Here is a 25,235-nt window from a genome sequence, read left to right as displayed (position 1 = left end):
CCGGTCACCGGCTCTAGGCTGGACGCATGCGCAAAAGCACCCTCTGGACCATCCTCGGCGTCGTCGTCGCCGTGATCATCGCGTGGGTGCTCGTGAACATCCTGTTCTCGCTCATCGCCTTCGCCTTCCGCCTCCTCGCCGTCGCGGTCGTCGCCGTGATCGTGTTCTTCGTGTTGCGCGCGGTCTTCGCCCGCCGCGACGTCGACTGACCCCCGCGTCCGCAGAGGACGAGATGCCCCCGCGCGCAAGCCCGGGTCCGGTGTCCGACCCCCGGAGTACCGTCGGCGTCGATGACTCCTCCCTCTGCGCCCACGGATTCCGCCCATCCCCCCACGCGTGACATCGTGCTGTCGCCGCGGCATCGGTGGCGTGCCTACTGGGTCGCGGTCGCGGTCGCAGCGCTGACGATCCTCGACCTCACGAAGGTCAACGTCGCACTCCCCTCGATCGAGGCGGCACTGAACGCCGGCCCGACCGAGTTGCAGCTCGTGGTTTCGGGCTACATCCTGACCTTCGGCCTTGTCCTCGTGCCGGCCGGACGCCTGGGCGACCTCCGCTCTCGGCGGATGCTCTTCCTCGTCGGCCTGTCACTGTTCCTCGTGACGAGCCTGGCCTGCGCGCTCGCGCCGAACACCACCGTGCTCCTGGTCGCTCGCCTTCTGCAGGGCGTCGCGGCCGGCATCCAGATGCCCCAGGTGCTCGGGCTCGTCCAGCAGTTGTTCCAGGGCAAAGAGCGAGGCCGCGCGTTCGGGCTCTTCGGTGCCACGATCGGCATCGCGACCGCCTTCGGTCCGACCCTGGGCGGTCTGCTCATCGCCATCGGCGGCGACACCGACGGCTGGCGGCTCATCTTCTGGATCAACGTCCCGCTCGTCGCGATCGTCATCGCCCTGGCGGCGTGGCTGCTTCCCGACACGCGCACCACATCGCACCGCAAGCTCGATCTCGACCCGGTCGGCGTCGTGCTGTTCGCGTTGACGATCCTGTCGTTGATGTGGCCGTTCCTGTTCACGACGGGGAGCCCCGACGACAACCCGCACCGCTGGTGGTTCCTCGTGGCGTCGGTCGTGTTCGCCGCGGGTTTCGTCTTCTGGGAACGGCGATACGCGGAGCGCGGCCGGATGCCGCTCATGCCGTTCTCGATCTTCTCCCTCTCGTCCTACCGCAACGGCGTGCTCATCTCGACCGCCTACTTCTCGGCCGTTCCCGCGATGTTCCTTCTCGGCACCCTGTTCCTCCAGGGAGGACTCGGCCTCGAACCCGTGTTCGCGGGAATGGTCACGATCGGCTTCGCCGTGGCATCCGCGGGCAGCTCGTGGATCGGCGGCAACCTCGTCACTCGACTGGGGCGCCCCCTCGTCGTCTGGGGGATCCTGGGGATGGTCGCCACCGCCGGTGGGCTCGTCCTGGTCGCCCTCTTCACCGACCCCGGGTGGACCCCCTGGGCGATGGCGGCGGTCATGACGTTCGGCGGTTTCGCAGGCGGACTCGTCATCTCGCCGAACCAGACGCTCACCCTCGCCGACATCCCGGTCAAGAGCGGTGGCGTCGCCGGATCCGTCGGCCAGCTGGGGCAGCGCATCGGCACGGCCGTGGGCACGGCCATCGCCCTCGCCCTGTTCTACGCGACGGTCTACCGCGAGCAGGGCAGCGTCGACGACATGGCCGTGCTGTACCACGACGCCTACGCGTCGGGCATGATCACGGTCGGCGTCTTCCTGGCGCTCGCGCTCGTCGTGGGGGTCACCGACCTCGCGGGTCGAGCGCGCTCGGGCTCGCAGACGCCCTGAGCGCAGGCGGGGCCGCGGGCGCGCTCAGACGCCGTAGCGGGTGCGGATCTCAGCGCGGAGCTCGTGACTGCACCGTTCCACGACATCGTCCCAGAGTTCGGTCGCGCCGTCCTGAGCGCGATCCGACACGGCACGGAGGATGCGAATGGGCACACCGAACTGCTGCGCCACCCAGATGAGCGCGTAGGACTCCATGTCGACGAGACTCCCGCCGAGGCCGCGGATGAGCCGCACGGTCTCGGCATCGTCGACGAAATGGTCTCCCGTGGCGATGACCATGCCCTCGTGACCGGTCTCGACGCGAGCGGGGAGCGAAACGTGCTCGCCGAAGGCGCCGTCGAGGCCCTTCACGTCGTGCTGGATTGCCGCGGCGATGTCGTAGATGCCGCCCTGGACGTCGTCGTCGATCGCTCCGGCGGTTCCGACGACGACGATCTCGTCGTAATCGCCCGCGCACAGGGCCCGCGTCAACGCGTAGGCGGCCGGGATCTTGCCCACTCCGGTGAGCAGGCGCTCGAACCCCGGGATCTCCGCCTCGAAGGCGATGAGTTCGGACGCATGGGCGGCGACGAGGAGCTTCACCCCACCATTGTCGCCGACGCCGCAGCGCGTTCGCGCCGCCTGCCCCCCCGCGACGAAACGCCCGCCGCACCGGAACACGCACCGTGGGCGCGCTCCGCGTGCGGCGGGCGTTCACGCGAAGGGGAGAGTCGTCGCTCAGCCCTGTGCGGGCTCGGATGCGGCCGACAGGTGCGCGAGCTCGTCGCTTGTCAACTCGAGCGACGCGCTGGCGAGCAGGTCGGCGACCTGTTCCACCTTCGAGGCGCTCGCGATGGGGGCGGCCACGGTGGGCTGCAGGCGCAACCAGGCCAGTGCCGTCGCCGCGACGGAGGCACCGTGCGCGTCACCGACCTCCTCGAGGGCGTCGATCAGCTTCAGCCCTGCGGGAGTGGCGAGTTTCGCCGCACCCTCCGCGCGAGGCGAATCGCCCGTGGCATCCGCCGAGCGGTACTTGCCGGTGAGGAACCCGCTGGCGAGGGCGTAGTACGGCACGAGCGACATGCCGTACTGCTCGGCCACGGGCACGATGTCGTTCTCGACCTCGGTGCGGTGCACGAGGTTGTAGTGCGGCTGGATCGCGACCGGCAGATCGACGCCGGCGGCCTCGGCGAGCGAGATCCACTCGCGGATGCGGGCCGCGGTGTAGTTCGACACCGCGACGTAGCGCACAAGCCCGTCCGTCACGAGATCGGCGAAGCCGGCCACGGTCTCTTCGAGCGGGGTGTCGGTGTCGTCGAAGTGCGCGTAGTACAGGTCGATCGTGTCGACGCCGAGACGCGTCAGCGACGCCTCCGCGGCGGCACGGATGTTTTTCGCGCTCAGCCCGCGGAACTGAGGGTGCTGGCTGACCTTCGTCGCCACGACGACATTCTCGGGCTTGCGCGAGGCGAGCCACTCGCCGATGAGGGTCTCGCTCTCACCGCCCGAGTTGCCGGGCACCCAGGCGCTGTAGGCGTCGGCGGTGTCGATGAAGTCGCCCCCACCGGAGTGGAACGCGTCGAGAACGGCGAACGAGGTGTCGCGGTCCGCGGTCCAGCCGAAGACGTTGCCGCCCAGCGAGAGGGGGAGGATGTCGAGGTCGCTGCGTCCGATACGCGTCATGATGCCCTTCCTGTCGAAATCGGTGACGTGGAGGTCAACGATCACCGTCGTAGGGCATTCCCGCGACGCGCCGGTTCAGCTGCCTCCGGACAGGATGCCGATCAGGCCGCTGATGAGCAGCCACAGGCCGATGCCCGCACCGGCGATCCAGATGACGACGGTGCCCGCCGGGTACTTCTTCTTCCCGTCGGAGCCGCCGGGGGTCTCGGGGGCGCTCACGAGCGCACCATCATGACGATCGAGACGATGAGCACGGCGAGTCCTCCGATGACGGCGATGGCGGCGATGATGGGTCCTCCGCCGGCCAAATAGGCGGCGACACCCAGAGCGAGAAAGAGCACGGCCAGCACGATGCCGACGATCTGGTAGACGCGATATCGCCGGCCGTCGTGCGTGGTCTTCTGTTCGCTCACGGTGCCCCCTCGGTCACCAGGCTACCGAAAAGCTGTGCGCCTCCTGAGCCGGTATACGGGGAATCGCCCGAGTATGCGGATCGCGGCGTACCGTGGGCGCATGGCGCGTCCCGTACCCGACCCCGTTCGTCCCGGCCAGGAATCCGTGTGGGACTACCCCCGCCCACCGCGCGTGGAGCGCGTCCGCAAGCGCGTGCAGATCGACTTCGGCGGCGTGCGGATCGCCGATACCGCTGACGTCGTCCGTGTGCTCGAGACCAGCCATCCGCCGGTGTACTACGTGCCCATCGCGGCGTTCGGCGATGCGCTGACCCTCGGCGAGGGCGCGTCGTTCTGCGAGTTCAAGGGGGGAGCCCGGTACTTCGATGTCCACGGGGGTGGGGGAGCGGTCGCCGCTCGCGCCGCCTGGAACTATCCGCACCCCATGCCCGGGTACGAGATCCTCGAAGACCGGGTCGCCGTGTACGCGGACCCGATGGATCGCGTCGTGCTGGGCGGCGAGACGGTCGAACCGCAGCCGGGCGGCTTCTACGGTGGGTGGGTGACGAGCGACCTCGCGGGCCCGTTCAAGGGCGTTCCGGGGTCGATGGGCTGGTAAGGGCCCGCCAGCGGGTGGGGTCGCACGCGGACCGCGGACTCACTCGCTCGGGAACGCCTCCGGCACGGCCGCGTACAGGTCGGCCAGCCACACGCGGGCGTTGCCGTCCGAGGGTGCACGCCAGTCGCCGCGCGGCGACAGCGAGCCCGCGGGCGACACCTTGGGTCCGTTCGGGATCGCGGTGCGCTTGAACTGTGCGAAGCCGAAGAACCGTTTCAGGAATACCTCGAGCCACTTCGCCACGGTGACGAGGTCGTACACCGGTCGCCCTGCCTCGGGGTAGCCGGGGGGCCAGGCGCCGGCATCCTGATCGCTCCAGGCGTGAGCTGCGAGGAAGGCGATCTTCGACGGTCGGAAGCCGAAGCGCAGCACGTGGTAGAGCGTGAAATCGTGCAGGTTGTACGGGCCGATACGGTCCTCGGTGGACTGCATGCGGCCGTCCTGGCCGGCGGGCACCAGCTCGGGACTGATCTCGGTGTCGAGCACGGACTGGAGCACGTCGACGGTCTCATCGCTGAGCTCTCCTGAGGAGATCACCCAGCGGATGAGGTGCTGGATGAGCGTCTTGGGAACGCCGGGGTTCACCGAGTAGTGGCTCATCTGGTCGCCCACGCCGTAGGTGGACCACCCGAGCGCGATCTCCGACAGGTCTCCGGTGCCGACGACGATCCCGTTGTTCTGGTTCGCCAGACGGAACAGGTAGTCGGTGCGGAGCCCCGCCTGGACGTTCTCGAACGTGACGTCGTGGACGGGCTGCCCCGCCGCGAAGGGGTGTCCCATGCGCGAGAGCATCTCGCTCGCCGCCGGGCGGATGTCGATCTCTTCGATCGAGGCGCCGACGGCTTCGGCGAGGGCGATCGCGTTGCGCTTGGTCTTCTCGCTCGTGGCGAACCCGGGCAACGTGTAGGTGAGGATGTCGCTGCGCGGACGCCCCATCCGGTCCATGGCGCGGGCGATCACGAGCAGCGCGTGCGTGGAATCGAGTCCGCCGCTCACACCGAGAACCGGACGCGGGTCGCCGATGGCCTGGAGCCGCTGCACGAGGCCCGACACCTGGATGTTGAACGCCTCGTAGCAGTCCTGCGCGAGGCGAGCCGGATCGTCGGGGACGAAGGGGAAGCGGTCGACGGCGCGGCGCAGACCGAGGTCGGTCGCGGGCGGGGCGAGCTCGAACGACACCGTCCGGAACGCGGGGCCGGTGGTGCGGCGGTTGTCGTCGAACGTGCCCTGCCGCAGGCGATCCTGTCGCAGACGGTCCAGGTCGACGTCGGCGACGCTGCGCCGTGGTCCGTCGGGGAAGCGCTCGGTCGTGGCGAGCAGGTGCCCGCCCTCGTAGATCATGGTCTGGCCGTCCCACGAAACGTCGTTGGTCGATTCGCCCTGGCCCGCGGCCGCGTAGACGTAGGCCGCGAGGCACCGCATGGACTGCGACTGCGACAGCAGGTTCCGATCGTCGGCACGCCCGATCGTGATGGGACTGCCCGACAGGTTGGCGAGCACCGTCGCCCCGGCGAGCGCCGCCCCCGAGGACGGCGGGATCGGCACCCAGACGTCCTCGCACACCTCGGCGTGCAGGGTGAGACCGGGTACGTCGGCCGCCTCGAACAGCAGGTCGGGTCCGAACGGCACCGTCTCGCCGGCGACGCGGATGTGCTGACCGACCTGGTCGTCTCCGCGCGCGTACCAGCGGTGCTCGTAGAACTCGCGATAGGTGGGCAGGTACGCCTTGGGGGCCACGCCGAGCACCCGACCGCGGTGGATCACGAGCGCGCAATTGAACAGGCGGTTGCCGTGGCGCAGCGGCGCGCCGACGAGGAGCACCGGAAGAAGATCGGCGGATGCCAGCACCAGGCGCTCGACAGCGGTTTCGACGGCATCGAGGAGGGGATCCTGCATGACGAGGTCGTCGATCGCGTAGCCGGTGAGGCACAGCTCCGGGAAGACGGCGACGGCGACGCCCTCGGCGTCGCACGCGCGCGCGGAGTCGAGCACGGCGTCGGCATTGGCGGCGGGGTCGGCGACCGCGACGGGAATCGTGCACGCCGCGACGCGCGCGAACCCGTGCCGGTACACGTTCTCGAACGGCAGGTCGGTGATCACCCCCTCAGTCTGTCAGCACGGTCCGACACCGGGCGGTCGGATTGCGAGAGGAGGCCGGCCTGTGGATGGCGGAACCCGATGTCGGTGGCCCCGATTAGCGTTGAGGACCATGCGGTACATCGAGCAAGAGGCGCGAATCGTCTGGAGCGCCAGCGACCTCAAGGCGGCGGCGGAGTGCGAGTTCGCGTGGCTGCGCACCATCGACGCGAAGATCGGTCGCGTCGCGCCCGTCGACGACCCCGAGGACGCCACCCTCGAACGCGCGGCCCGCCTGGGAACGGCGCACGAGCTGCGGGTGCTCGACGATGACCGCGCCCGCTTCGGCGCGGCGGTGCGCGAGATCCCGGCGGCCCGATCGTCCGACGCCCAGGCCCTCGCCGAAGCCGTGCGCCTCACCGACGAGGCTCTGGCCGACCCGTCCGTCGAGGTGGTGTACCAGGCCGCTTTCGCCACCGATGAGTTCGTGGGGTTCGCCGACTTCCTCGTCCGCGAGTCCGACGCGTCGCCCGAGGGAACGCGTCGGTGGATCGTGCAGGACACGAAGCTCGCGCGTCGGGCCCGGGTGACCGCGCTCATGCAGCTCGCCGCCTACGTGGATCAGCTCGATCGTCTCGGCGTCCCGCGCGCAGACGAGGTGCAGTTGCTGCTCGGCGACGGCTCGACGAGCACGCACCGCGTCGACGACCTCCTCCCGGTCTTCGGTCTGCGCCGGGAGCGCCTGCGCGCGCTGATCGCCGACCGGAGGGTCGAGCTCGGCGTCGCCGGGCCGGCGATCGCCTGGGGCGATGCGCGCGGCGATCTCGGGGTGATCGCGTGCGGTCGGTGCGCCACGTGCGAGCTCGAGGTCGTCGCGCACCGCGACCTGCTCCTGGTTGCCGGCATGCGCCCCGTCCAGCGCGATCGGCTCCGTGCCGGCGGCATCGAGACGATCGACCAGCTGGCGGCCGCTCCGGCCGCTCCCGCCGCGATGAGCGCCGACACCTTCGCGTCCCTCCGCACGCAGGCGCGTCTGCAGCTCGAAAGCCCGGCGGGGGTCCCGGGTGGCGATGCCCCCACCTCCGCCGTGCCGACCTTCGAGGTCGTCGCGCCGAAATCGCTCGGGGTGCTTCCCCGGCCCGACCACGGCGATCTGTTCTTCGACTTCGAGGGCGACCCGCTCTACACCGAGGGGGTCGGTGAGCACTGGGGCATCGACTACCTCTTCGGCTGGGTCGACTCTCGCGAAACCTACGGGGCCCTGTGGGCGCATACCTTTGACGAGGAGCGAGCGGCCCTCGAGCGCTTCCTCGACATGGTGGCGCTGCGCCGTCAGCATTACCCGGGCATGCACATCTACCACTACGCCCCCTACGAACCGACCCATCTGCTCACGATGGCGGCTCGCTACGGCGTTCGAGAGGCGGACGTCGATCGGCTCCTGCGCGACGGCGTCTTCGTCGACCTGTACCCGGTCGTCCGGCGAGCCCTGCGGGTCGGCTCGCGCTCGTATTCGATCAAGAAGCTCGAGCCCCTCTACATGGGCGACGAGGTGCGCACGAGCGACGTCCAGCGCGGAGACGACTCCATCGTGAAATACGTCGAGGCCCGCGCGCTCGCCGCCGACGGCGACACGACCGCCGCGCAGCGCGTGCTCGACGATCTCGCCGACTACAACCGCTACGACTGCGTGTCGACCCGGCGACTGCGCGATTGGCTGGTCGAGCGCGCCCGCGAGTCGGGCGCCGTCCCGGCGCGAGGGGCCGAGCCCGACGAGCAGGCGTACGAGCCCTCGCCGCGCGCCACGGCCCTGCAGAGGTGGGCGGCCGACGCCGCCGAGCCCGATGCGACGGCGCTCCGTCTCGCCGCTGCCGCCATCGACTACTACCCGCGCGAAGAGAAGACCTATTGGGCCACGCACTTCCTGCGTCTGCGCGAGCCACTGTCGGTGTGGGAGGACACGCGTGACGTCGTGGTGGTCGATGCCGCACGTTCCCGGGTGGTCGCCGACTGGCATGTCCCCGAGTCGGGCCGGGGCTCGCAGCGCCGACTCGTCGAGCTGCGCGGTGAGGTCGCCCCCGGGACGCGCCTGAGCGCGGACGCCGGACCTTTCGCCGTCTACGATCTGCCCGCGCCGTTCCCGCTCGAGACACGGCCGCGGTGGATCCACGGTGCGCGCCCACGGTGCGCGCCGCACGACCGTTCGCGAGGTTCTCGACGACGGGGCGATCGTCGAAGAGATCGCCGCCGACGGAGTGACCTGGGACGACCTGCCGCTCGCCCTCACCCCGCCCGCGCCGCCCCGCGCCGGCAACCAGCAGAAGGCGATCGACGCGTGGGCCGACGCCGTCCTCGCGGCGGCCCCGGAGATCCCGCAGGGAGCCGCGGCCGACATCCTCCGCCGGGTCCCACCGCGGACGCTCTCGGGCGCTCTCGCCCCGGTCACCAGCATCGACGGCCGCGGCGGCGACGACGACGTGGCGGCGATCGCTCGGAGCGTGGCCGACCTGGACCACAGCTACCTGGCCGTGCAGGGCCCTCCCGGCACGGGCAAGACCTACGTCGGCTCCCACGTCATCGCCCGCCTCGTCGCCGATCGCGGGTACCGCGTCGGGGTCGTGGCGCAGTCGCACGCGACCGTCGAGCACATGCTCGATCAGGTCATCGCGGCGGGGGTGCCGGCATCCCGAGTCGGGAAGGCTCCGAAGGACCCGGGCGTCTCGCACTCCTTCACCGTTCTGCCGAAGAACGGGATCGCGGCGTTCACCGGCGAGAACGCCGCGACCGGTTTCGTCGTCGGAGGGACCGCGTGGGACTTCAGCCACGAGACCCGGATCCCCCGCGGAAGTCTCGACCTGCTGGTGATCGATGAAGCGGGGCAGTTCTCGCTCGCGTCCACGATCGCGGTATCGCTCGCGGCGCGGCGCCTCCTTCTGCTGGGCGACCCCCAGCAGCTGCCGCAGGTCAGTCAGGGCACGCACCCCGAGCCCGTCGACACCTCGGCGCTCGGGTGGATCATCGACGGAGCCGAGGTGGTGCCCGAGGAGTTCGGCTACTTCCTCGCCCGCACGCGCCGCATGCACCCCGCCGTCGCCGAGCCGGTGTCGCGGCTGTCGTACGAGGGTCGCCTCGCCGCGCACCCCTCCACCGCTCTGCGCCGCCTCGACGGCGTCGAACCGGGGGTGCACGTGGTTCCGGTGCGCCACAGCGGGAATGCGACGTTCTCGAACGAAGAGGCGGCCGAGGTCGCCCGATTGGTCGCCGAGCTCGTCGGACGTGAGTGGACGGGAGCCGAGGGAGGGGCGGGCGATGCCGCCACCGTGCACGAACCTCGCGCGCTCCGGGCCGACGACATCATCGTCATCACCCCGTACAACGCCCAGCAGGTCGCCGTCGAGGAGGCGCTGGCCGCGGCCGGCTTCGCCGACGTCCCGGTCGGGACGGTCGATCGGTTCCAGGGGAAGGAGGCGGTCGTGGCGATCCTGACGCTCGCCGCCTCATCGGGGCGGGAGGCCCCTCGCGGGCTCGAGTTCCTCCTGCTGCGCAACCGCATCAACGTCGCGATTTCGCGGGCGATGCAGGCCGCCTACGTGGTGTACTCACCCGCTCTGCTCGACGACCTTCCGCGGACCCCCGAGGGGGTCGCGCGGCTCAGCGGTTTCGCGCGGTTGGTGGGCGCTCAGGCCGTGCCGTAGAGGCGGTCGCCCGCGTCTCCGAGGCCGGGCACGATGTAGCCCTTCTCGTTGAGGCGCTCGTCGACGGCGCCGAGCACGAGGGTCACGTCGTGTCCCTCGACCTGCTTCTCGATCGCCGCGACACCCTCGGGGGCGCCGAGCAGGCAGATCGCGGTGACGTCCTGCGCGCCGCGCGCGAAGAGGAAGTTGATGGCCGCGCCGAGCGAGCCGCCGGTGGCGAGCATCGGGTCGAGCACGAAGCACTGGCGGTCGCTGAGGTCGTCGGGAAGGCGCTCGGCGTAGGTCGTCGGCTCGAAGGTCTCTTCGTCGCGCACCATGCCGAGGAAGCCGACCTCGGCGGTGGGGAGGAGCTTCACCATGCCCTCGAGCATGCCGAGCCCGGCGCGCAGAATCGGGACGACGATCGGACGGGGCTCGCTGATCTTGACGCCCATGGTCGTGGTGACCGGGGTCTGGATCTCGATCGGGTCGACGCGCACGTTGCGGGTCGCCTCGTAGGCGAGGAGCGTCACGAGCTCCTCGGTGAGCTGGCGGAACACCGGCGACGACGTCTGCACGTCACGCAGCACCGTGAGCTTGTGGGTGATGAGCGGGTGGTCGGCGACGTGGACACGCATAGGCTCAAGGCTAACCGCTCCACCCGCAGACCACCGCCCGTCTTTCTCCGGAGATCCCGTGACGCCCACCGCCCACGACCTCACCGCGATGCGACGCGCCCTCGCCCTCGCCGACGCCGCGGCGGCCGGCGGCGACGTCCCCGTGGGCGCCGTTGTCGTGGATGCCGCCGGGCAGGTCATCGGTGAAGGGCGTAACCTGCGCGAGGTCACGGGCGATCCGACGGCTCACGCCGAGGTCGTCGCCCTGCGCGAAGCCGCCCGCCGCCTGGGCACGTGGCACCTGGCCGACTGCACCCTGGTCGTCACCCTCGAGCCATGCGTGATGTGCGCCGGTGCGATCCTCCAGGCGCGCATCGAGCGGGTCGTCTTCGGATCGTGGGATGCCAAGGCCGGAGCCGCCGGCTCCCTGTACGACGTCCTGCGCGACCGGCGGCTTCCGCATCGCGTCGAGGTCGTCGGCGGAGTCGAGGAGGAAGGGGCCTCGAACCGGCTGCGCGCGTTCTTCGAGGATCGCCGCTGACGACTCAGCGGGGGAGGAGCGGAAGCACCTCCGCGCCGATCTGATCGGCGTGATCGACGTCGCGGAGGTCCATCAGCTGGAAGTAGACCCGTTCGGCGCCCAGTGCGCGAAGCCGCTCGACCTTCTCGGCGACCTGTGCGGGCGTGCCGATGATGTTCGCTCCGTCGTCGAGCTGCTCGCGGGTGCGGCCGATCGCGTCGAGCCGGCGGTCGATCTCGGCGTCGTCCGCCCCGACGACGGTCGGAAGGGCCACCGAGAGCTTCAGCGTGCCCGGGTCACGATCGATCGTCTCGCACGCGGCGCGCACGACGGCGAACTTCTCGGCCACGACGTCCTCCGAGACGAATCCGATGTTGAACTCGGTGGCGTACCTCGCGGCCAGTGCGGGGGTGCGCTTCGGGCCGCCCCCGCCCACGATCACCGGAACCGGGGACTGCACCGGTTTCGGGAGCGCCGGCGCCTCGTCGAGGTCGTAGTGCTCGCCGTGGAACGTGAAGGTGTCGGCATCCGGGGTCGACCAGAGACCCGTCACGACCTGGAGCTGCTCTTCGAGCAGATCGAAGCGCTTGGGCGGGAACGGGATGCCGTAGGCGCGGTGCTCGCGCTCGAACCACCCCGTTCCGAGCCCCAGCTCGACGCGGCCGCCCGACATCGCGTCGACCTGGGCGACCTGGATCGCGAGGATCGCCGGGACCCGGTAGGTCACGGACGATACGAGGGTGCCCAGGCGGATCCGCGAGGTCTCGCGGGCGAGGCCGGCGAGCGTCGTCCACGCGTCGGTGGGGCCGGGGCGCGGATCTCCCTCGCCCATGCGCAGGTAGTGGTCGGATCGGAAGAACCCGTCGAGACCGTGCTCTTCGGCGGAGCGCGCGAAAGCGAGCTGGTCGTCGTAGGAGAAGCCCTGCTGGGGCTCGGTGAACAGGCAGTACTCCACGGGGACCTCCGGGGCGGGTCGGGGATGGGTCAGTCGGCCGAGCGCAGGATGATCGCCTCGGTCGGGGGCGCCGGGTCGGCGGGGCGACCGACGTAGCCGATGTGGGTCAGCAGCGCCTGGCGGAAGACCGCGGGGCGTTCGAGGTGCACGGAGTGTCCGGCGCCCTCGACGGGCACCTCGGCGACCTCACCGCCCTTCTCCGCGTAGGCCGAGAGCACATCGCGCGTCTGCGAGACCATCGGCTGCGCGGGTGCGACGTCGGCGCCGGGCCAGTCGGGGACCACGTCGAGCGCGCCGAGGTGGTTGACGTCCGAGAACGAGGTGTCCGAGACGATCGCGTCGGCGGTGCCGTAGATCCACAGGATCGGCGGCTTCTCAGCGAGGTCCACGATGCCCGAGACGTCGAAGTACTTCGGCGCGAGGGCGTTCAGCACTCCCGTCGTCCCGGGGGCGAAGCCCGGCCAGGTCGAGGTGGTGACCGAGTCGCCCGGGTAGTTGCCGGTGGCCGTGGATGTCGACAGCATCGCTTCGACCCAGACGTCCTCGTGCTCGCTCCGGTAGCCGTCGGCGACGTAGCTGCTGCGGAACACGGAGCGGGGAGAGGTGGGGGCCTCGTCGGTGGTGTCGTGGTCGATGAGGCGCTGGATAAAGTCGGGGTTCGCCGCGCCCGCGCCCGCGCCCGCGTCTTCGTCGCTCAGACGGGAGCCGTCGCGACGCGTGCCGCCGAACCCGTACGGCGAGATCGGCGACTGCAGGGTCAGTGACAGGACGGGGTGATCGAGCGCGTACTGCAGCACGACGGCTCCGCCCATCGACCAGCCGACGAGGTGGGCGGTGGAGATGCCGAGGGCCTCGAGCGTCGCGTGCAGGTCGTCGCTGAAATCGCGGACGCCGCGCGTGGCATCGATCGGGCTGTGCTCGGTGCGACCGAAGCCGCGCAGGTCGACCGCGATCACCCGTAGCTCGCTCGGCAGGTCCTGCATGATCTCCTGCCAGAACAGCGAGGAGGCGACGTTGCCGTGCACGAAGACCACCGTGTGCTCGGGAGAGGTGGAGGGGTCGTCACCGACGCGCTCGAGCACGTTCACACCCAGCCGGTCGGTCTCGACCAGGCGCGCGGTGATGCCGTCGAAGAGAGTCATCGCTAGTCCTCCGTGTCGCTCGCCGGTGCTCCGGCACACCGTTTTCCGACTCTAACGCGCGCCCCTATCGGTCGCACTCAGGCTTGCCCCCGCTATCGGCGACGGGTTCGTAAACTGTGCCGTATGACGGATGCCACGACCTCGCTGCCCCCGATCGCGATCCTCGGAGCCGGTTCCATGGGAGGAGCGATCCTCCGCGGCCTCGTCGCCGCGGGGCTGACCGAGGGCGGGGTGACGGCCACCAACCGCTCCGTCGCCAAGGCCGCCGAGCTCGCCGAGCTCGACGGGGTGACCAGTGTCGCGCTCGCGGTCAATCCCGCGGGCAACACCGACGCCGCGTCCGCCGCCGACATCGTGCTGGTGGGCGTGAAGCCCGCGATGGTGCCCGACCTGCTCGACGAGATCGCCCCGCACCTGCGACCCGGTGCGATCGTGGTGAGCCTGGCGGCGGGAGTCACCCTCGACACGTTCGCTGCTCACCTCGGCGAGGGCGTCTCCACCCTGCGCTCGATGCCGAACACCCCCTCGCTCGTCGGCCGGGGCGTGACGGGTCTCGCCGCCGGGTCCGCGGCGTCCGCCGACGACGTCGCGGTGGTCCGAGCCCTCTTCGAGACCGTGGGTTCGGTGCTCGAAGTCCCCGAGTCGCAGATCGACGCCCTCTCGACCATCTCGGGCTCCGGTCCCGCCTATGTCTTCCTGCTCGTCGAGGAGTTCACCAAGGCCGCCGTGCGGATGGGGTTCGACGATGATCAGGCGCGTCTGCTCGCGGAGCAGACCTTCATCGGAGCGACCGCGCTCATGGCATCCGCAGAGGTGGATCCCGCCGAGCTCCGCCGCCGCGTGACCAGCCCGAAGGGCACCACCGAGCGCGCCGTCGCCGTCCTGCAGGGCGCTCGTCTCGACGACACCTTCACCACCGCCGCCGAAGCAGCCCTCGCCCGGGCGAAAGAACTGGCCGCGGGCAACTGACCATGCGCCTGCGGTTCACCGGGACGATCTGGTACTGGCGCGGCCCCGCGCCGTTCCATTTCGTCTCGGTGCCCGCGGCGGAGGCGGCGATGATCGCCGAGGTCGCCACGGTCGTCACCTACGGGTGGGGGATGATCCCCGCATCCGTCACGATCGGCCGCACCACCGTGACCACCTCGCTCTGGCCGAAGGACGGCGGGTACGTGGTGCCGGTGAAGAAAGCACTGCAGGATGCCGAGGGCCTCGGTGTCGACGACGAGGTCGAGCTGACCCTGGACATCGACGCCTGAGCGCGTTGACTCAGCGGTCGAGCGAGGCGAAGCGCTCGATGTCGGAGTTCGTGCCCGACACGATGATGAGGTCGTGGTTGGTGACGACCGTGTTCGCCTCCGCGTAGCGGAACGGACGGCCCGGGCTCTTCACCCCGACCACCGTGACGTTGTACTTCGAGCGGACGCCCGACTCGTTCAGACCCACTCCGCGAACGAGCTTGGGCGGGTACATCTTGGCCAGCACGAAGTCGTCGTCGAAGCGGATGAAGTCGAGCATGCGGCCGCTCACGAGGTGGGCGACGCGTTCTCCGGCTTCGGCTTCGGGGTAGATCACGTGGTTCGCACCGACGCGGGCGAGGATCTTGCCGTGCGACTGCGACACGGCCTTCGCCCAGATCTGCGGCACCTTGAGGTCGACGAGGTTGGCCGTGATGAGAACCGACGCCTCGATGAGCGAGCCGACCGCGACGACGGCGACCTGGAAGTCCTGGGCGCCGATCTGGCGGAGGGCGTCGATGTTGCGGGCGTCGGCCTGCACGGCGTGCGTGACGCGCTCCGACCACTTCTGGACGAGCTCGAGGTTGCCGTCGACGGCGAGCACCTCGCGGTCGAGTCGGTCCAGTTCACCCGCGCACGCGGCGCCGAAGCGCCCGAGGCCGATCACCAGGACGGGGGCGTCACTGCGGATGCGTTCAACCAACGATGGGCCTTTCCACGGGGAGCGCGTACAGCTGCGACCGGGAGGACGCAGCCACTGCCGCAGCGAGTGTCACTGTACCAATGCGCCCCATGAACATCGTGGCGGCCATGACGTACTTGGCGGCTTCGGGAAGCTCGGCGGTGAGCCCCGTCGACAGGCCTACCGTGGCGAAGGCCGAGACGACGTCGAAGAGCACGTGTTCGATCGGAGCATCGGTGATCCGGCTGATGGTCACGGTCGAGATCGCGACGATCGTGGCCCCCCACGCGACGACGGAGAGCGCGACGCGCTGCACGTCGCTCGGGATGCGGCGGCCGAACGCCTGCACCGACGGGCGCCCCTTTGCCTCCGAGAACACGGCGAGGGCGAGGACCGCCAGCGTTGTGACCTTGATGCCGCCCGCGGTGGAGGCCGAACCGCCGCCGACGAACATGAGCATCGAACCGACGATGAGGGTGGCGCCGTTGAGATCGCCGATGTTGATGACGCTGAATCCGCCCGACCGTGTCATCGCCGAGAGGAAGAAGGCCTGGAACGTGGTGTCCCACGCATCCATGCTTCCGAATGTGAGGGGGTTGTCGTATTCCAACAGCAGAATGACGCCGGCACCGGCGAAGAACAGCACGACCGTGGTGATGATCGTGAGCTTCGCGTGCAGCGACCACAGGCGGAACCGCCAATAGTGGCGCCACAGCGTGAAGATGACCGGGAATCCGATCGAGCCGAGGAAGACCCCGGCCATCAGCACGGTGAGCAGGTAGTAGTCCTGCGCGAACGGCGTGAGGCCGTCAGCGTTGGGGACGAAGCCGGTGTTCGTGAACGCCATCGCCGCGTAGTACGGCGCCTCCCACAGGGCCACGAGCGGATTGATCCCGCCGATGATGAGCGAGGGGTAGATGAGGACGGTCAAGCCCGCCTCGATGACCAGGGTGGACAGGGCCACCGTCCGCAGCAGCTGGCCGACCTCGCCGAGCCGGACGGTCTGGCCCTCGTTCACCGGCCCGCCGTGGACCCGCAGGGGGTTGCTGTCGCCCGCGGCGATCAGCTTGGCGCGCAGCCCGAGGCGTTTCGAGATGACCAGGCCGAGGATCGAGGCGAGGGTCAGGACACCCAGGGCGCCGACGTTGACGCCGATGTAGGTGATGACGCGCCCCAAGGGCGAGAAGTCGGAGTACATGTTCAGCGTCGACAGGCCCGTCACGCAGATCGTGGACACCGCGGTGAACAGAGCGTCGGCGAAGGCGATGCGTTCGCCCGTCGCAGACGCCGCGGGCAGCGAGAACAGCGCGGTGAACAGCGCGATGAGCGTGACGAACACGAGCACCGCGAATCGCGCGGGTGAGGCGGTCGTCAGGTTGCGCAGACGATCCCATGCCTCGTAGGCGATGCGACGCAGTCGCACGGCCAGTCGAGCCTCGTTCGGCGTCGCCGCCATGCGCCGCTCCCTTCGGTGCCCGAACCCGAATCATGGTACTCGGGCCGGGGCGCCGCTAATCTGATGCCATGGCGGACATCTTCGACGTGATCGCTGACGGAACGCGTCGCGACATCCTTCAGCTGCTCCTCGACCGGGCGACCGGTGGCGAACGCGGAACGAGCGTGTCGCAGATCGTCGCAGCCCTCGGGGTGAGTCAACCCACCGTCTCCAAGCACCTCAAGGTGCTGCGCGAGGCGGAGCTCGTCTCGGTCCGCGAAGAGGGCCAGCACCGTTACTACAGCCTCGCGGTCGCGCCCCTCGACGAGGTCGACGACTGGCTCGTGCCGTTCTTCTCGATCGACGACGACACCGAGCCCGCGCTCCCCGAATCCGCGATGCACGCCGCCGAGGTGGTGGGGCGCGCCGCCGCATCGGTGAAGCACTCCTTCTCGACCGCGTTCCGCAAGCTCCCGGGGCGATGACGACGACGGATGCCGCGCATTTCCGGCATCCATGAATCATTCGTCACAGTGGGCACATAGGTTTACAGCCGTCCCGGCCAGACCCTAGAGTGTGCACAGCATCAGGAGGGTGAGTTCACCCGGAACGAGGGGTGAGCGATGGCCGAGCTGCCGGACGTGCGGTTCTTGACGGTCGCTGAGGTCGCAGAGCTCATGCGCGTGTCGAAGATGACGGTGTACCGTCTCGTGCACGCGGGAGAATTGCCGGCGGTGCGCTTCGGACGCAGTTACCGGGTGCCGGAATCGGCGGTCGCCGAAGCCGTGCAACGACCGGTGTCCGACGTCGGCTAGACTGATCCGAGGCTTTTTTCCAACGCCTGCTGTTCCCGGGGGCCGAAATCGGCACCCAGACCCCGACTTAGTGAGGTTTTCCGTGGGTTCTGTCATCAAGAAGCGCCGTAAGCGCATGGCGAAGAAGAAGCACCGCAAGCTGCTTCGCAAGACTCGTCACCAGCGCCGCAACAAGAAGTAAGCGGCCACCACACCGAGCGCCTGTCCGAATCGTGACGGGCGCTTCGTGTATCCGGCGCGACGATCTCGCGCCGCTGAACCGTATCGTCCGCCTTCCTCGGAGGAAAGCATGCAGTCCATCTCGGTCCACGATCTGCACGCGGGGCGCGAGCGCCCCCTGATCGACGTGCGCGAGGAGCACGAGTTCGCCGCAGGGCACGTTCCCGGCGCGGTGAACCTGCCGATGTCGACGATCGGCGAGCACCTCGACGAGCTCCCGGGTGAGCCCTTCGACGTCATCTGCCAGGCCGGCGGGCGCTCGGCGCGGGTCGTCGAGGCGCTCTCGGCGCGCGGCCACGACGCCACGAACGTCGAGGGCGGCACGGGCGACTGGATCGCCGCGGGATACGACGTCGAGTCCTGATCGGTCCGCGGACACACGCGCCGCACGCCGCGGCCCGTCGTTCCCCCGCCTCCTAGGATGGGGAGTGTGACGACCCTCACGCTGATCGGTAAGCCCGACTGCCACCTCTGCGACGTGGCGGAGCAGATCGTGGAGACCGTCGTCGCCGAGCTCCCCGAGGGTGCCGGTGACCGCGTCACCATCGAACAGGCCTCGATCGCCGCCGACGCCGCCCTCTACGAGAAGTGGTGGGAGAAGATCCCGGTCGTCCTCATCGACGGCGAACTGCACGCCCACTGGCGCGTGTCCGCCGACCGACTTCGCGCCGCTCTCCTCGCGGCAGACACCCAAGGAGCCTCCGCGTGAGCATCCGTCACATCGTTCTGTGGAAGCTGTCGGCCGACGACGCCGACACGCGTGCCCTGCACGCCGAGCAGATCGCCGAGCGCCTGCTCGCCCTCGCCCCCGTGATCGACGAGATCCAGCACATCGAGGTGGGGCGCAACATCGTGAACCCGCAGTCGAACTGGGACGTCGCTCTGGTCAGCGAGTTCGCCGACGTCGATGCGCTCGAGCGTTACCAGGTGCACCCCGCTCACCAGGAGGCTGCGGCGTTCGTCCGCTCCGTCGTGGCGGAGCGCTCTTCGGTCGACTACCCGTTCTGAGTCGCATGGGCTCCCGAGCCGCTTTTTGTCACCCGTTTATGATAACGGTTCTCATTATCGATAAGCTCTCGATCGGTTCACCTGAGCCCCCGACCGAGAAAGCTGTCCATGCCCGCACGCCTCCGTCGTCGACAGACGACTTCCCTGGCCGCCCTGTTGATCGCAGCGGCAACCCTCTCCACCGCCTGCAGCGCCCCGCCCGCAGCGCCGGCCGGCCCCACCGACGGGCGACGAACCCTCGCCGCCACTGCTCCCGGATGGGCATCAGCCGCCCCCGAGGTCGCCCTCGATGCACGCCTGTCGGCCACCGTCCTCCTCGCCGACTCGGCAACCCCCGCGGAGGTGAGCGCGGCGCGCTCGTGGCTCCAGGCCGTCGGGATCGATGTCGTCCGCGACCGCGAGAGCATCCGCGCGCTCTCGGTGACCGGGTCGGCATCGGCGTTCGCGTCGGCGTTCGACACCGCGTTCGGTCAGACGACCGTGGACGGGCGCGCGGCCGTCGCTCCCACCCGTGATCTGTCCGTCCCCCGCGAGGGAAGCGCCATCGAGTCCGTCGCCGGCCTCGTCGACACCGATGCCATGAACCCCAGCGTGGACCCCGCGCCCGTGCGAGGCGACGACTGCGCCGCGTACTGGGGGCAGACGCTCTCGTCGTCATGGCCCTCGTCGGTTCAGGTCGAGCATCGCTCCAACGCGCTGTGCGGGTACGGGCCCACGCAGCTCCGAGCCGTTCACCGACTCCCCGCCGACGCACGCGGCGCAGGCGCGACGGTGGCGATCGTCGGAGTCTTCGACGACGATACGGTCGCCGCCAACACCGACACGTATTTCGCCCGGGAAGGCCTGTCGACGCTGCGCGACGGCCAGTACACCCACCATGCGCCCGCGAATCCCAACGTCACCCGGTGCGGGGGTCCGTCGGCATGGACCGTCGAGCAGCACCTCGACGTGCAGGCGGTGCGCGCGATGGCGCCGGACGCCGACATCGTCTACTGGGGTGCCGATGACTGCCTCGCAGCGACGCTCTATCTGCGCGTCCTCGACGCGGTCGAAGCCCCCACCACCCCGAGTGTGGTGTCACTGTCATTCGGCGGCCCGGAGGAGCTCGACACCGACGCCGACCGCACTCTCCTGAATCGCGTCCTCGTCGAAGCCGCGTCCCGGGGAGTGTCGGTATTCGCCTCGAGCGGCAACGACGGCGATTACTCCCTCGCCGGCGACCACCACGACGAGACCGACGTGGCGACCCCGGCCTCGAGCCCGTACGTCACCGCGGTGGGCGGAGCCAGCATCGGCCTCGACGCCGACAACGGCATCGCCGTCGAGTCCGGATGGGAGGTGCAGACCCGCTTCGCGCAGAACGGGGGCATCATCCCGCCGGGCTTCCTCTACGGGGCCGGGGGCGGAGAGTCGGCCTTCTACCCGCGCCCCAGCTGGCAGAGCGACCGCATCGCCCACTCCGGATCGGGGCGTCTCGTCCCCGACGTCGCGTCGCTGGCCGACCCCAACACGGGCTTCACCGTGGCCGTTCCGCGCGACGGGGCGGTGTCGTACGAAGCTCACGGGGGGACGAGCCTGGCCACGCCGATGGTAGCGAGCATGGTGGCCATCGCGAAGGCGCGCACGGGGGTGAGAGTCGGCCTCGCCGCGCCCTTCCTCTACCGGCTGTCCGGCTCGAGCGCGATCCGTGACATCGTGCCCGCGTCCGCCGGTACCTGGTACCGCCGCGACAAGGGCACCGGTCAGCTCTGGCTCGAGACCCTCTACCTGTGGGATACGCGTCCGCAGTCCCTCCAATCGACCACCGGGTGGGACCCGGTGACCGGCGTCGGCATCCCGAACGGCGCAGACTTCCTCGACCGATTCGGAGCAGACCAGTGATCTCGCGTCCTCTTACCCGATTCGTCGCCCTCCTCGCCGGCGCGGTCGTGACGGCCGCCGTCGTCGCCGGGGCCGTCCCCGCGAACGCGGCAGCGACGATCCCCTCGACCTCGGCCTCCGGCATCCAGATGCTCGATGCCGACGGCGGCGAGCTCCAGCAGCCCGCCCCCCTGAGCGAATGGACAAGGGGAGCCACGGTCGAGGACTCTCTCGCTCAGACCGGCGATGTGCTCAAGCTCAACACCACCCGTTCAACGGGTCTGACCGCCCGAGCAGCTTCCGACGGCGCGCAGGCGACGATCGAGAGCGGACTGTTTCAGCTGCGTGATCGCGTCCCGATCGCCTTCACCGGGCTCCGCGCCAGCTGCGGGACGGATGGAAGCACGTCGGTGACGTTCGACACCCTGACCGTCGACGGCAAGAACGTCCTGAACGCGGCGAAGCTCTCGGCAGGGTACACCGTCGCTTTACCCACCTCAGACACGTGGGGCTCGACGCGACTCATCGTGGGGGAGCGCGCCGTCGACCGCGGTCGCGCCCAGGTGACGGCCCTGCGGATCGAGGCGGAAGCGGGCTGGTCCGAGATCTGGCGTGTACGTCTCGGCGTCGTCGCCTGTGCTCCGACGGTTCCGGCGTCGCCCGCCCTGGTCTCGGGAGTCACCGTCACGTCGCCCAGCGGTGCTGCCCTCATCCCGGGAGCCCCGCACCTGGAGGCCGAGGGGTCGGTCTCCGCGCAGACGGTGAGCGGAACCGCTCCCGCGTCGACGGGCTCGGATGTGTCCGTCGCGCATTCGGCGGACGGATCGAGCGCGGTCTCGGTGGGATCATTCCGTCAGGTGCCGGACACCTCGTCGGTGGGCGAGTACATGTGGTCGGCCCTGCGTGTCTACGGCCTGCGTCTCACCGTGGACGCCGACGGCTCATCACGCGTGACCTTCGCCGACACCGGATCCGCGGTCTTCGTCAACGGCATCTGGATCAACACGGGAACCGACCTCTACACGGGCGTGGATGCCACGGGCGCACCGCGCGTGCGCGTGCACCTGAACGAGCGCGTCGCGCAGAGCGACGGCAGCGTGGTGATCACCGCGCTGCGCTACGAAGACCTCACCGGGGCATACCCCGCGGTCAGCCTCGGGGTCGTGCGGTGGTCTGCCTCGGCGGGTGGATCCACCCCTACGCCCGAGCCGACGAAGACCACCGCGCCGCCGCTGCCCGCGCGATACGCCTTCGCGGTCGACGCCACCGGTCCCTCGGCGATCGCCCCGGCTTTCGTCGCGGCGCCCGGGGAGACGAAGATCGCGCATGTCGCATTCGGCGGCGCCGACGCGCAGACGGTGACCGACGGGTACGCCGGGCAGATCTCCGTCCGCGGCGTCGCGACCGCCAGCTCCGATGCGGCGGCCTCGGTCGGAGTGGACGACCTCGTCCTCTATCCCGGAACGGCGATGGAGGTGTCGCTGCGAAACGTGCGCCTCGAGGTCACGTCGGTCGGGACGACGCTGACCACCGGGGGTGGAACAGTGGCCGGGCAGGCGGTTCCGGCGGGGGCGGTGGCGGCCGGAACCCGCTTCGCCGTCGCGGGGCGCACGGCGGTGATCACGCTGAACACGCAATCGGTCGACGGGCAGGCGCAGACCGCCGTCGCCCTCGAGGTGGATGACCGTCGCGGCCTCGGCGCGTTCGTGCGGGTCGGCGTCGTCACGGCCGACGCTCCGCAGCAGTCGCCGGATCCGGGAGGCGGCACGTCGCCCGCCCTGCAGCCGCAGCCGTCGGGGGGCTCGTCTTCGGAACAGCTCTCCCCCGGTCCGATCGGCAGGGACGACGTGCGCGTCGCCGGCGGGGGCGCAGCATCGACGTCTGGTCCTCTGGCGAGAACCGGCGCGGATGTGTCGGCGCTCCCCGGGCTGATCGGCGCGGGTCTGTTCGCGGCGGTCGGCGGTGCCGTCCTGATCGTCTTCACCCGACGCCGTCGCACACGGCGCGAGTGAAGGGAGGGGCTCCGGGTGCGTCCCGGAGCCCCTGCCCACTCAGTGAATCGGGCGAACCGCGGCCGGCACGATCGCGAGAGCGAGACGCACGGGGTCACGGTCGCCGAGACGCTGCCCGGGCGCGTGCTCGACGACGACGCGACTGCCGTCGCTCGTGAGCACCGTCGAGCGGCGGACGCTGCCGAGGAAGGTCGACTCCTCGACCACTCCGTCGACGCCGGGGGAGTCGGGTCCGACGAGGAGGACGTTCTCGGGGCGCACGACGACCTCGCAGTGACCGTCGTGCGCGGACTCCGCGAGCGGGAGCTCCTGACCCCACACCTCGACGGTGAGGCCCTCGACGATTCCGGGTACGGCGCTCACCGGTCCGAGGACCTCGGCGACGGCGGTGTCCGCAATCCGGGAGTACACCTCGTCCGGGCAGCCCGCGGCGACGATGCGACCCTGGTCCATGACGACGAGGTGATCGGCGACCGCCGCGGCCTCGGCGGTGTCGCGCGTCGCCCAGAGCGTCGTGACGCCGCGCTCGCGGAGCTCCCGGACGAGTCGGTCTCGCGTCTCGGCGCGAGCCGTCGTGTGAAGGGCCGCGAGGGCGTCGTCGAGCACGAGGGCCCGCGGGTGAGAGGCGAGCGCGCGAGCGAGAGCCCACCGTTGCCGGTCGCCGTGCGACAGCCGGTGCACGCTCTTGTCCGCGGTGCCGAGTCCCACGAGGTCCAGCAGTCGATCGGCCTCGCCGTCGGGGTCGACGTCGCCGGCGTGCCGCGAGGCCGCGACGATCGCCGCCCGGACGCGTCCGAACCGCGCCACAGGGGTGCGGTCGCGGACCTCCGGAATGCGGGGTGCCGCGGCGCCCGAGCGTCCTTCGACGAGGACGGTGCCGGCATCCGGTCGTTCCGAACCGCTCACCACGCGCAGCAGGGTCGACGCTCCGCAGCCCGACGGACCGACGAGGGCGACGAGGGTGCCCGGAGCCACCTCGAGATCGATGTCGCGGAGGATCGGCACCCCGGCGCGCTCGCGCGTGACGTCGTGGAGGGCGATGGACCAGCCCGCGCGCGGTCGCTCCCCGGCGGGTGGGGGATCCACGGGGATGACGGCGACCATTCGCCCACGGTAGGAAGGACGCATGACGCACGAACGCCCGGGGGGTGAACCCCGGGCGTCGCTCACTCGAACCTTTTACGGGGCGAGACGGGTGGGACCGCGGAAGAGGAACGTGACCTCGCGGATCGACGACTCGCCGAGCATCAGCATCAGGATGCGCGCGAGCCCCATGCCGAACCCGCCGTGCGGCGGAGCGCCGAAGCGGAAGAAGTCGAGGTAGAAGTCGAGGTGCTCGGGGTCGAGACCCTTCTCTTTGGCCTGTTCGATCAGCACGTCCACGCGGTGCTCGCGCTGTGCGCCCGTGGTGATCTCGACGCCGTTGAAGAGCAGGTCGTACGACTTGGTGAGCCCGGTCTCTTCGTCGCGCATGTGGTAGAAAGCGCGGATCTCGGGGTGGTAGTCCGTGATGAAGACGAAGGGGTGGCCGAAGGTCTCGCGCACGTGCGCGGCGATCTGACGCTCGCCCTCGGGGTCGAGGTCGCCGTCGGTACGGGGGATGTCATACCCGCGGGCGGCGACGATCTCGCGGGCCTCGGCGAGCGGAATGCGCGGGAACGGAATCGCGGGCACCTCGACCTCGACGCCGAAGAGCTCGCGGATCTCGTCGCCGTGCTTGTCGGCGACCGCCTGGAACGCGGTGTGCAGCAGTTCCTCCTGCATGCGCGCCACGTCTTCGTGCGAATCGATCCAGCTGATCTCGGCGTCGATCGAAGTGAACTCGGTGGCGTGACGGCTGGTGAAGGAAGGGTCGGCGCGGAAGGCCGGGGCGATCTCGAAGATCTTGCCGAAGCCGGCGACCTGGGCCATCTGCTTGAAGAACTGCGGGCTCTGCGCGAGGTAGGCCGTCTTGTCCTCGAAGTAGGGCACCTCGAACAGCTCCGCGTTGGACTCCGAGGGGGATGCCATGAGCTTCGGGGAGTGCACCTCGATGTAGTCGCGCTCGACCCAGTAGGTGCGCATGGCGTGCTCGAGCGTGGTCTGCACGCGGAAGATGAGGTTGTTACGACGCTGGCGAAGGTCGATGAAGCGCCAGTCCATGCGCTTGTCGGGGCTGCTGTCGGCGGCGATGGGGGTCTCGGGGTTGGCCGCGGCCGCGATCTCGAGCTCGCCGACCTTGATCTCGACCCCGCCGAGCTTCACACGCTCGTCATGCTTGAGCTCGCCGCGCACGGTGAGGAACGTGCCCGTCGCGAGGGCGCCGATCGTCTCGGTGAGGGCGAGGGCGGCGGCATCCTGCTCCGTCTCTTCGGAGGGGCGGGTCGCCGGGTTCACGAGCTGAACGGCGCCGGTCTCGTCGCGGAGGACGACGAACTGCACCTTCTTCTGGTCGCGCACGGTTTCGACCCATCCCGACACCTCGACGGGGCCGGCGGGCAGGGACTTCAGCTGGTTGACCAGGACGCGTTCGCTCACGA

The 25,235-nt window shown here is 70.1% G+C and carries 26 protein-coding genes and 1 pseudogene; 15 read left to right on the top strand and 12 right to left on the bottom strand.

Features of this window, described 5'->3' with window-relative positions; genetic code table 11:
- Nucleotides 1-26: 26 nt before the first annotated feature.
- Both OVA26_RS15390 and OVA26_RS15385 read left to right on the top strand, forming a co-directional pair.
- Nucleotides 27-209: a hypothetical protein gene (locus OVA26_RS15390; protein ID WP_056224029.1), complete on the top strand. Its 183-nt coding sequence runs from the start codon at nucleotides 27-29 to the stop codon at nucleotides 207-209.
- Between the two features lie 81 nt (nucleotides 210-290).
- A complete protein-coding gene (locus tag OVA26_RS15385) occupies nucleotides 291-1,790 on the top strand; it encodes an MFS transporter (RefSeq protein WP_268104731.1) in 1,500 nt (499 codons plus the stop codon).
- Nucleotides 1,791-1,814: 24 nt separating this feature from the next.
- Here the strand turns inward: OVA26_RS15385 and OVA26_RS15380 are convergent, their stop codons facing one another.
- From OVA26_RS15380 to OVA26_RS15365, 4 genes are all read right to left on the bottom strand, one after another.
- Nucleotides 1,815-2,372, bottom strand: a complete 558-nt coding sequence (locus tag OVA26_RS15380) for a phosphorylase family protein (RefSeq protein WP_144785973.1) — start codon at nucleotides 2,370-2,372, stop codon at nucleotides 1,815-1,817.
- 135 nt (nucleotides 2,373-2,507) lie between these two features.
- Nucleotides 2,508-3,452 carry an aldo/keto reductase gene (locus OVA26_RS15375; protein WP_268104729.1) on the bottom strand — a complete coding sequence of 315 codons (945 nt, stop codon included), beginning with the start codon at nucleotides 3,450-3,452 and terminating at the stop codon, nucleotides 2,508-2,510.
- Between the two features lie 75 nt (nucleotides 3,453-3,527).
- Nucleotides 3,528-3,671, bottom strand: coding sequence for a hypothetical protein (locus tag OVA26_RS15370; protein ID WP_156371548.1), 144 nt, complete (start codon nucleotides 3,669-3,671; stop codon nucleotides 3,528-3,530).
- On the bottom strand, nucleotides 3,668-3,865 hold the full coding sequence (locus tag OVA26_RS15365; RefSeq protein ID WP_056224026.1) for a hypothetical protein: 198 nt from the start codon (nucleotides 3,863-3,865) through the stop codon (nucleotides 3,668-3,670). Before OVA26_RS15365 ends, OVA26_RS15370 begins: the two co-directional genes overlap by 4 nt.
- Nucleotides 3,866-3,965: 100 nt before the next feature.
- Between OVA26_RS15365 and OVA26_RS15360 the strand changes: the two genes are divergently transcribed.
- Entirely contained in the window at nucleotides 3,966-4,463 is a 498-nt protein-coding gene (locus tag OVA26_RS15360; protein ID WP_268104727.1) for a DUF427 domain-containing protein, read from the top strand.
- A gap of 39 nt (nucleotides 4,464-4,502) precedes the next feature.
- Here OVA26_RS15360 and OVA26_RS15355 read toward each other — a convergent pair whose 3' ends face one another.
- Nucleotides 4,503-6,563, bottom strand: a complete 2,061-nt coding sequence (locus OVA26_RS15355; RefSeq protein WP_268104726.1) for an NAD(+) synthase — start codon at nucleotides 6,561-6,563, stop codon at nucleotides 4,503-4,505.
- 109 nt (nucleotides 6,564-6,672) lie between these two features.
- On the opposite strand from OVA26_RS15355, the pseudogene OVA26_RS15350 reads away from it, so the two are divergent.
- Nucleotides 6,673-10,234: pseudogene (locus OVA26_RS15350) on the top strand (TM0106 family RecB-like putative nuclease).
- Here the strand turns inward: OVA26_RS15350 and upp are convergent.
- Nucleotides 10,219-10,851, bottom strand: a complete 633-nt coding sequence (gene upp / locus OVA26_RS15345) for a uracil phosphoribosyltransferase (protein ID WP_056224019.1) — start codon at nucleotides 10,849-10,851, stop codon at nucleotides 10,219-10,221. The pseudogene OVA26_RS15350 and the gene upp sit on opposite strands and share 16 nt — an antisense overlap.
- Before the next feature lie 88 nt (nucleotides 10,852-10,939).
- On the opposite strand from upp, the gene tadA reads away from it, so the two are divergent.
- Nucleotides 10,940-11,371, top strand: a complete 432-nt coding sequence (gene tadA / locus OVA26_RS15340; protein ID WP_268104942.1) for a tRNA adenosine(34) deaminase TadA — start codon at nucleotides 10,940-10,942, stop codon at nucleotides 11,369-11,371.
- Between the two features lie 4 nt (nucleotides 11,372-11,375).
- Here the strand turns inward: tadA and OVA26_RS15335 are convergent, their stop codons facing one another.
- Together OVA26_RS15335 and OVA26_RS15330 are read right to left on the bottom strand one after the other, a co-directional pair.
- Complete coding sequence (locus tag OVA26_RS15335) at nucleotides 11,376-12,305, bottom strand: LLM class F420-dependent oxidoreductase (protein ID WP_268104725.1); 930 nt, start codon at nucleotides 12,303-12,305, stop codon at nucleotides 11,376-11,378.
- Nucleotides 12,306-12,334: 29 nt separating this feature from the next.
- Entirely contained in the window at nucleotides 12,335-13,447 is a 1,113-nt protein-coding gene (locus OVA26_RS15330; RefSeq protein ID WP_268104724.1) for an alpha/beta hydrolase, read from the bottom strand.
- Nucleotides 13,448-13,570: 123 nt separating this feature from the next.
- On the opposite strand from OVA26_RS15330, the gene proC reads away from it, so the two are divergent.
- Both proC and OVA26_RS15320 read left to right on the top strand, forming a co-directional pair.
- The gene (gene proC / locus OVA26_RS15325; protein WP_268104723.1) at nucleotides 13,571-14,416 is read left to right on the top strand and encodes a pyrroline-5-carboxylate reductase; all 846 of its coding nucleotides are present in this window, start codon (nucleotides 13,571-13,573) and stop codon (nucleotides 14,414-14,416) included.
- Nucleotides 14,417-14,418: 2 nt separating this feature from the next.
- Nucleotides 14,419-14,706, top strand: a complete 288-nt coding sequence (locus OVA26_RS15320) for a DUF1905 domain-containing protein (protein WP_268104722.1) — start codon at nucleotides 14,419-14,421, stop codon at nucleotides 14,704-14,706.
- Nucleotides 14,707-14,716: 10 nt separating this feature from the next.
- On the opposite strand, the gene OVA26_RS15315 is transcribed toward OVA26_RS15320, so the two are convergent.
- Both OVA26_RS15315 and OVA26_RS15310 read right to left on the bottom strand, forming a co-directional pair.
- On the bottom strand, nucleotides 14,717-15,388 hold the full coding sequence (locus OVA26_RS15315; RefSeq protein ID WP_056224009.1) for a potassium channel family protein: 672 nt from the start codon (nucleotides 15,386-15,388) through the stop codon (nucleotides 14,717-14,719).
- Nucleotides 15,381-16,823: a TrkH family potassium uptake protein gene (locus OVA26_RS15310; RefSeq protein WP_056224007.1), complete on the bottom strand. Its 1,443-nt coding sequence runs from the start codon at nucleotides 16,821-16,823 to the stop codon at nucleotides 15,381-15,383. Before OVA26_RS15310 ends, OVA26_RS15315 begins: the two co-directional genes overlap by 8 nt.
- A gap of 68 nt (nucleotides 16,824-16,891) precedes the next feature.
- On the opposite strand from OVA26_RS15310, the gene OVA26_RS15305 reads away from it, so the two are divergent.
- From OVA26_RS15305 to OVA26_RS15270, 8 genes are all read left to right on the top strand, one after another.
- Nucleotides 16,892-17,287, top strand: coding sequence for an ArsR/SmtB family transcription factor (locus OVA26_RS15305; RefSeq protein ID WP_268104721.1), 396 nt, complete (start codon nucleotides 16,892-16,894; stop codon nucleotides 17,285-17,287).
- Nucleotides 17,288-17,425: 138 nt separating this feature from the next.
- Nucleotides 17,426-17,617, top strand: a complete 192-nt coding sequence (locus tag OVA26_RS15300; protein ID WP_056224003.1) for a helix-turn-helix domain-containing protein — start codon at nucleotides 17,426-17,428, stop codon at nucleotides 17,615-17,617.
- Between the two features lie 82 nt (nucleotides 17,618-17,699).
- Nucleotides 17,700-17,798 carry a 30S ribosomal protein bS22 gene (locus OVA26_RS15295; RefSeq protein ID WP_003792170.1) on the top strand — a complete coding sequence of 33 codons (99 nt, stop codon included), beginning with the start codon at nucleotides 17,700-17,702 and terminating at the stop codon, nucleotides 17,796-17,798.
- 108 nt (nucleotides 17,799-17,906) lie between these two features.
- Nucleotides 17,907-18,200, top strand: coding sequence for a rhodanese-like domain-containing protein (locus tag OVA26_RS15290; protein ID WP_268104719.1), 294 nt, complete (start codon nucleotides 17,907-17,909; stop codon nucleotides 18,198-18,200).
- 66 nt (nucleotides 18,201-18,266) lie between these two features.
- On the top strand, nucleotides 18,267-18,545 hold the full coding sequence (locus tag OVA26_RS15285) for a glutaredoxin family protein (protein ID WP_268104718.1): 279 nt from the start codon (nucleotides 18,267-18,269) through the stop codon (nucleotides 18,543-18,545).
- Nucleotides 18,542-18,844 (top strand): Dabb family protein, encoded by a 303-nt coding sequence (locus OVA26_RS15280; protein WP_268104717.1) that lies wholly within the window; start codon nucleotides 18,542-18,544, stop codon nucleotides 18,842-18,844. Before OVA26_RS15285 ends, OVA26_RS15280 begins: the two co-directional genes overlap by 4 nt.
- Nucleotides 18,845-18,952: 108 nt before the next feature.
- On the top strand, nucleotides 18,953-20,725 hold the full coding sequence (locus OVA26_RS15275; protein ID WP_268104716.1) for a S53 family peptidase: 1,773 nt from the start codon (nucleotides 18,953-18,955) through the stop codon (nucleotides 20,723-20,725).
- Complete coding sequence (locus OVA26_RS15270) at nucleotides 20,722-22,716, top strand: hypothetical protein (protein WP_268104715.1); 1,995 nt, start codon at nucleotides 20,722-20,724, stop codon at nucleotides 22,714-22,716. Before OVA26_RS15275 ends, OVA26_RS15270 begins: the two co-directional genes overlap by 4 nt.
- Nucleotides 22,717-22,755: 39 nt before the next feature.
- Here the strand turns inward: OVA26_RS15270 and OVA26_RS15265 are convergent, their stop codons facing one another.
- Both OVA26_RS15265 and aspS read right to left on the bottom strand, forming a co-directional pair.
- Nucleotides 22,756-23,820: an ABC transporter ATP-binding protein gene (locus OVA26_RS15265; RefSeq protein ID WP_268104714.1), complete on the bottom strand. Its 1,065-nt coding sequence runs from the start codon at nucleotides 23,818-23,820 to the stop codon at nucleotides 22,756-22,758.
- A gap of 75 nt (nucleotides 23,821-23,895) precedes the next feature.
- Nucleotides 23,896-25,233 (bottom strand): aspartate--tRNA(Asn) ligase, encoded by a 1,338-nt coding sequence (gene aspS / locus OVA26_RS15260; protein ID WP_056224215.1) that lies wholly within the window; start codon nucleotides 25,231-25,233, stop codon nucleotides 23,896-23,898.
- Nucleotides 25,234-25,235 lie beyond the last annotated feature (2 nt).

Source organism: Microbacterium sp. SL62 (genome assembly GCF_026672635.1).
In the GTDB taxonomy this organism is placed as follows: domain Bacteria; phylum Actinomycetota; class Actinomycetes; order Actinomycetales; family Microbacteriaceae; genus Microbacterium; species Microbacterium testaceum_A.
The sequence above is the reverse complement of the archived record's forward strand: the minus strand, read 5'-3'. Positions and strand labels throughout refer to the sequence as shown.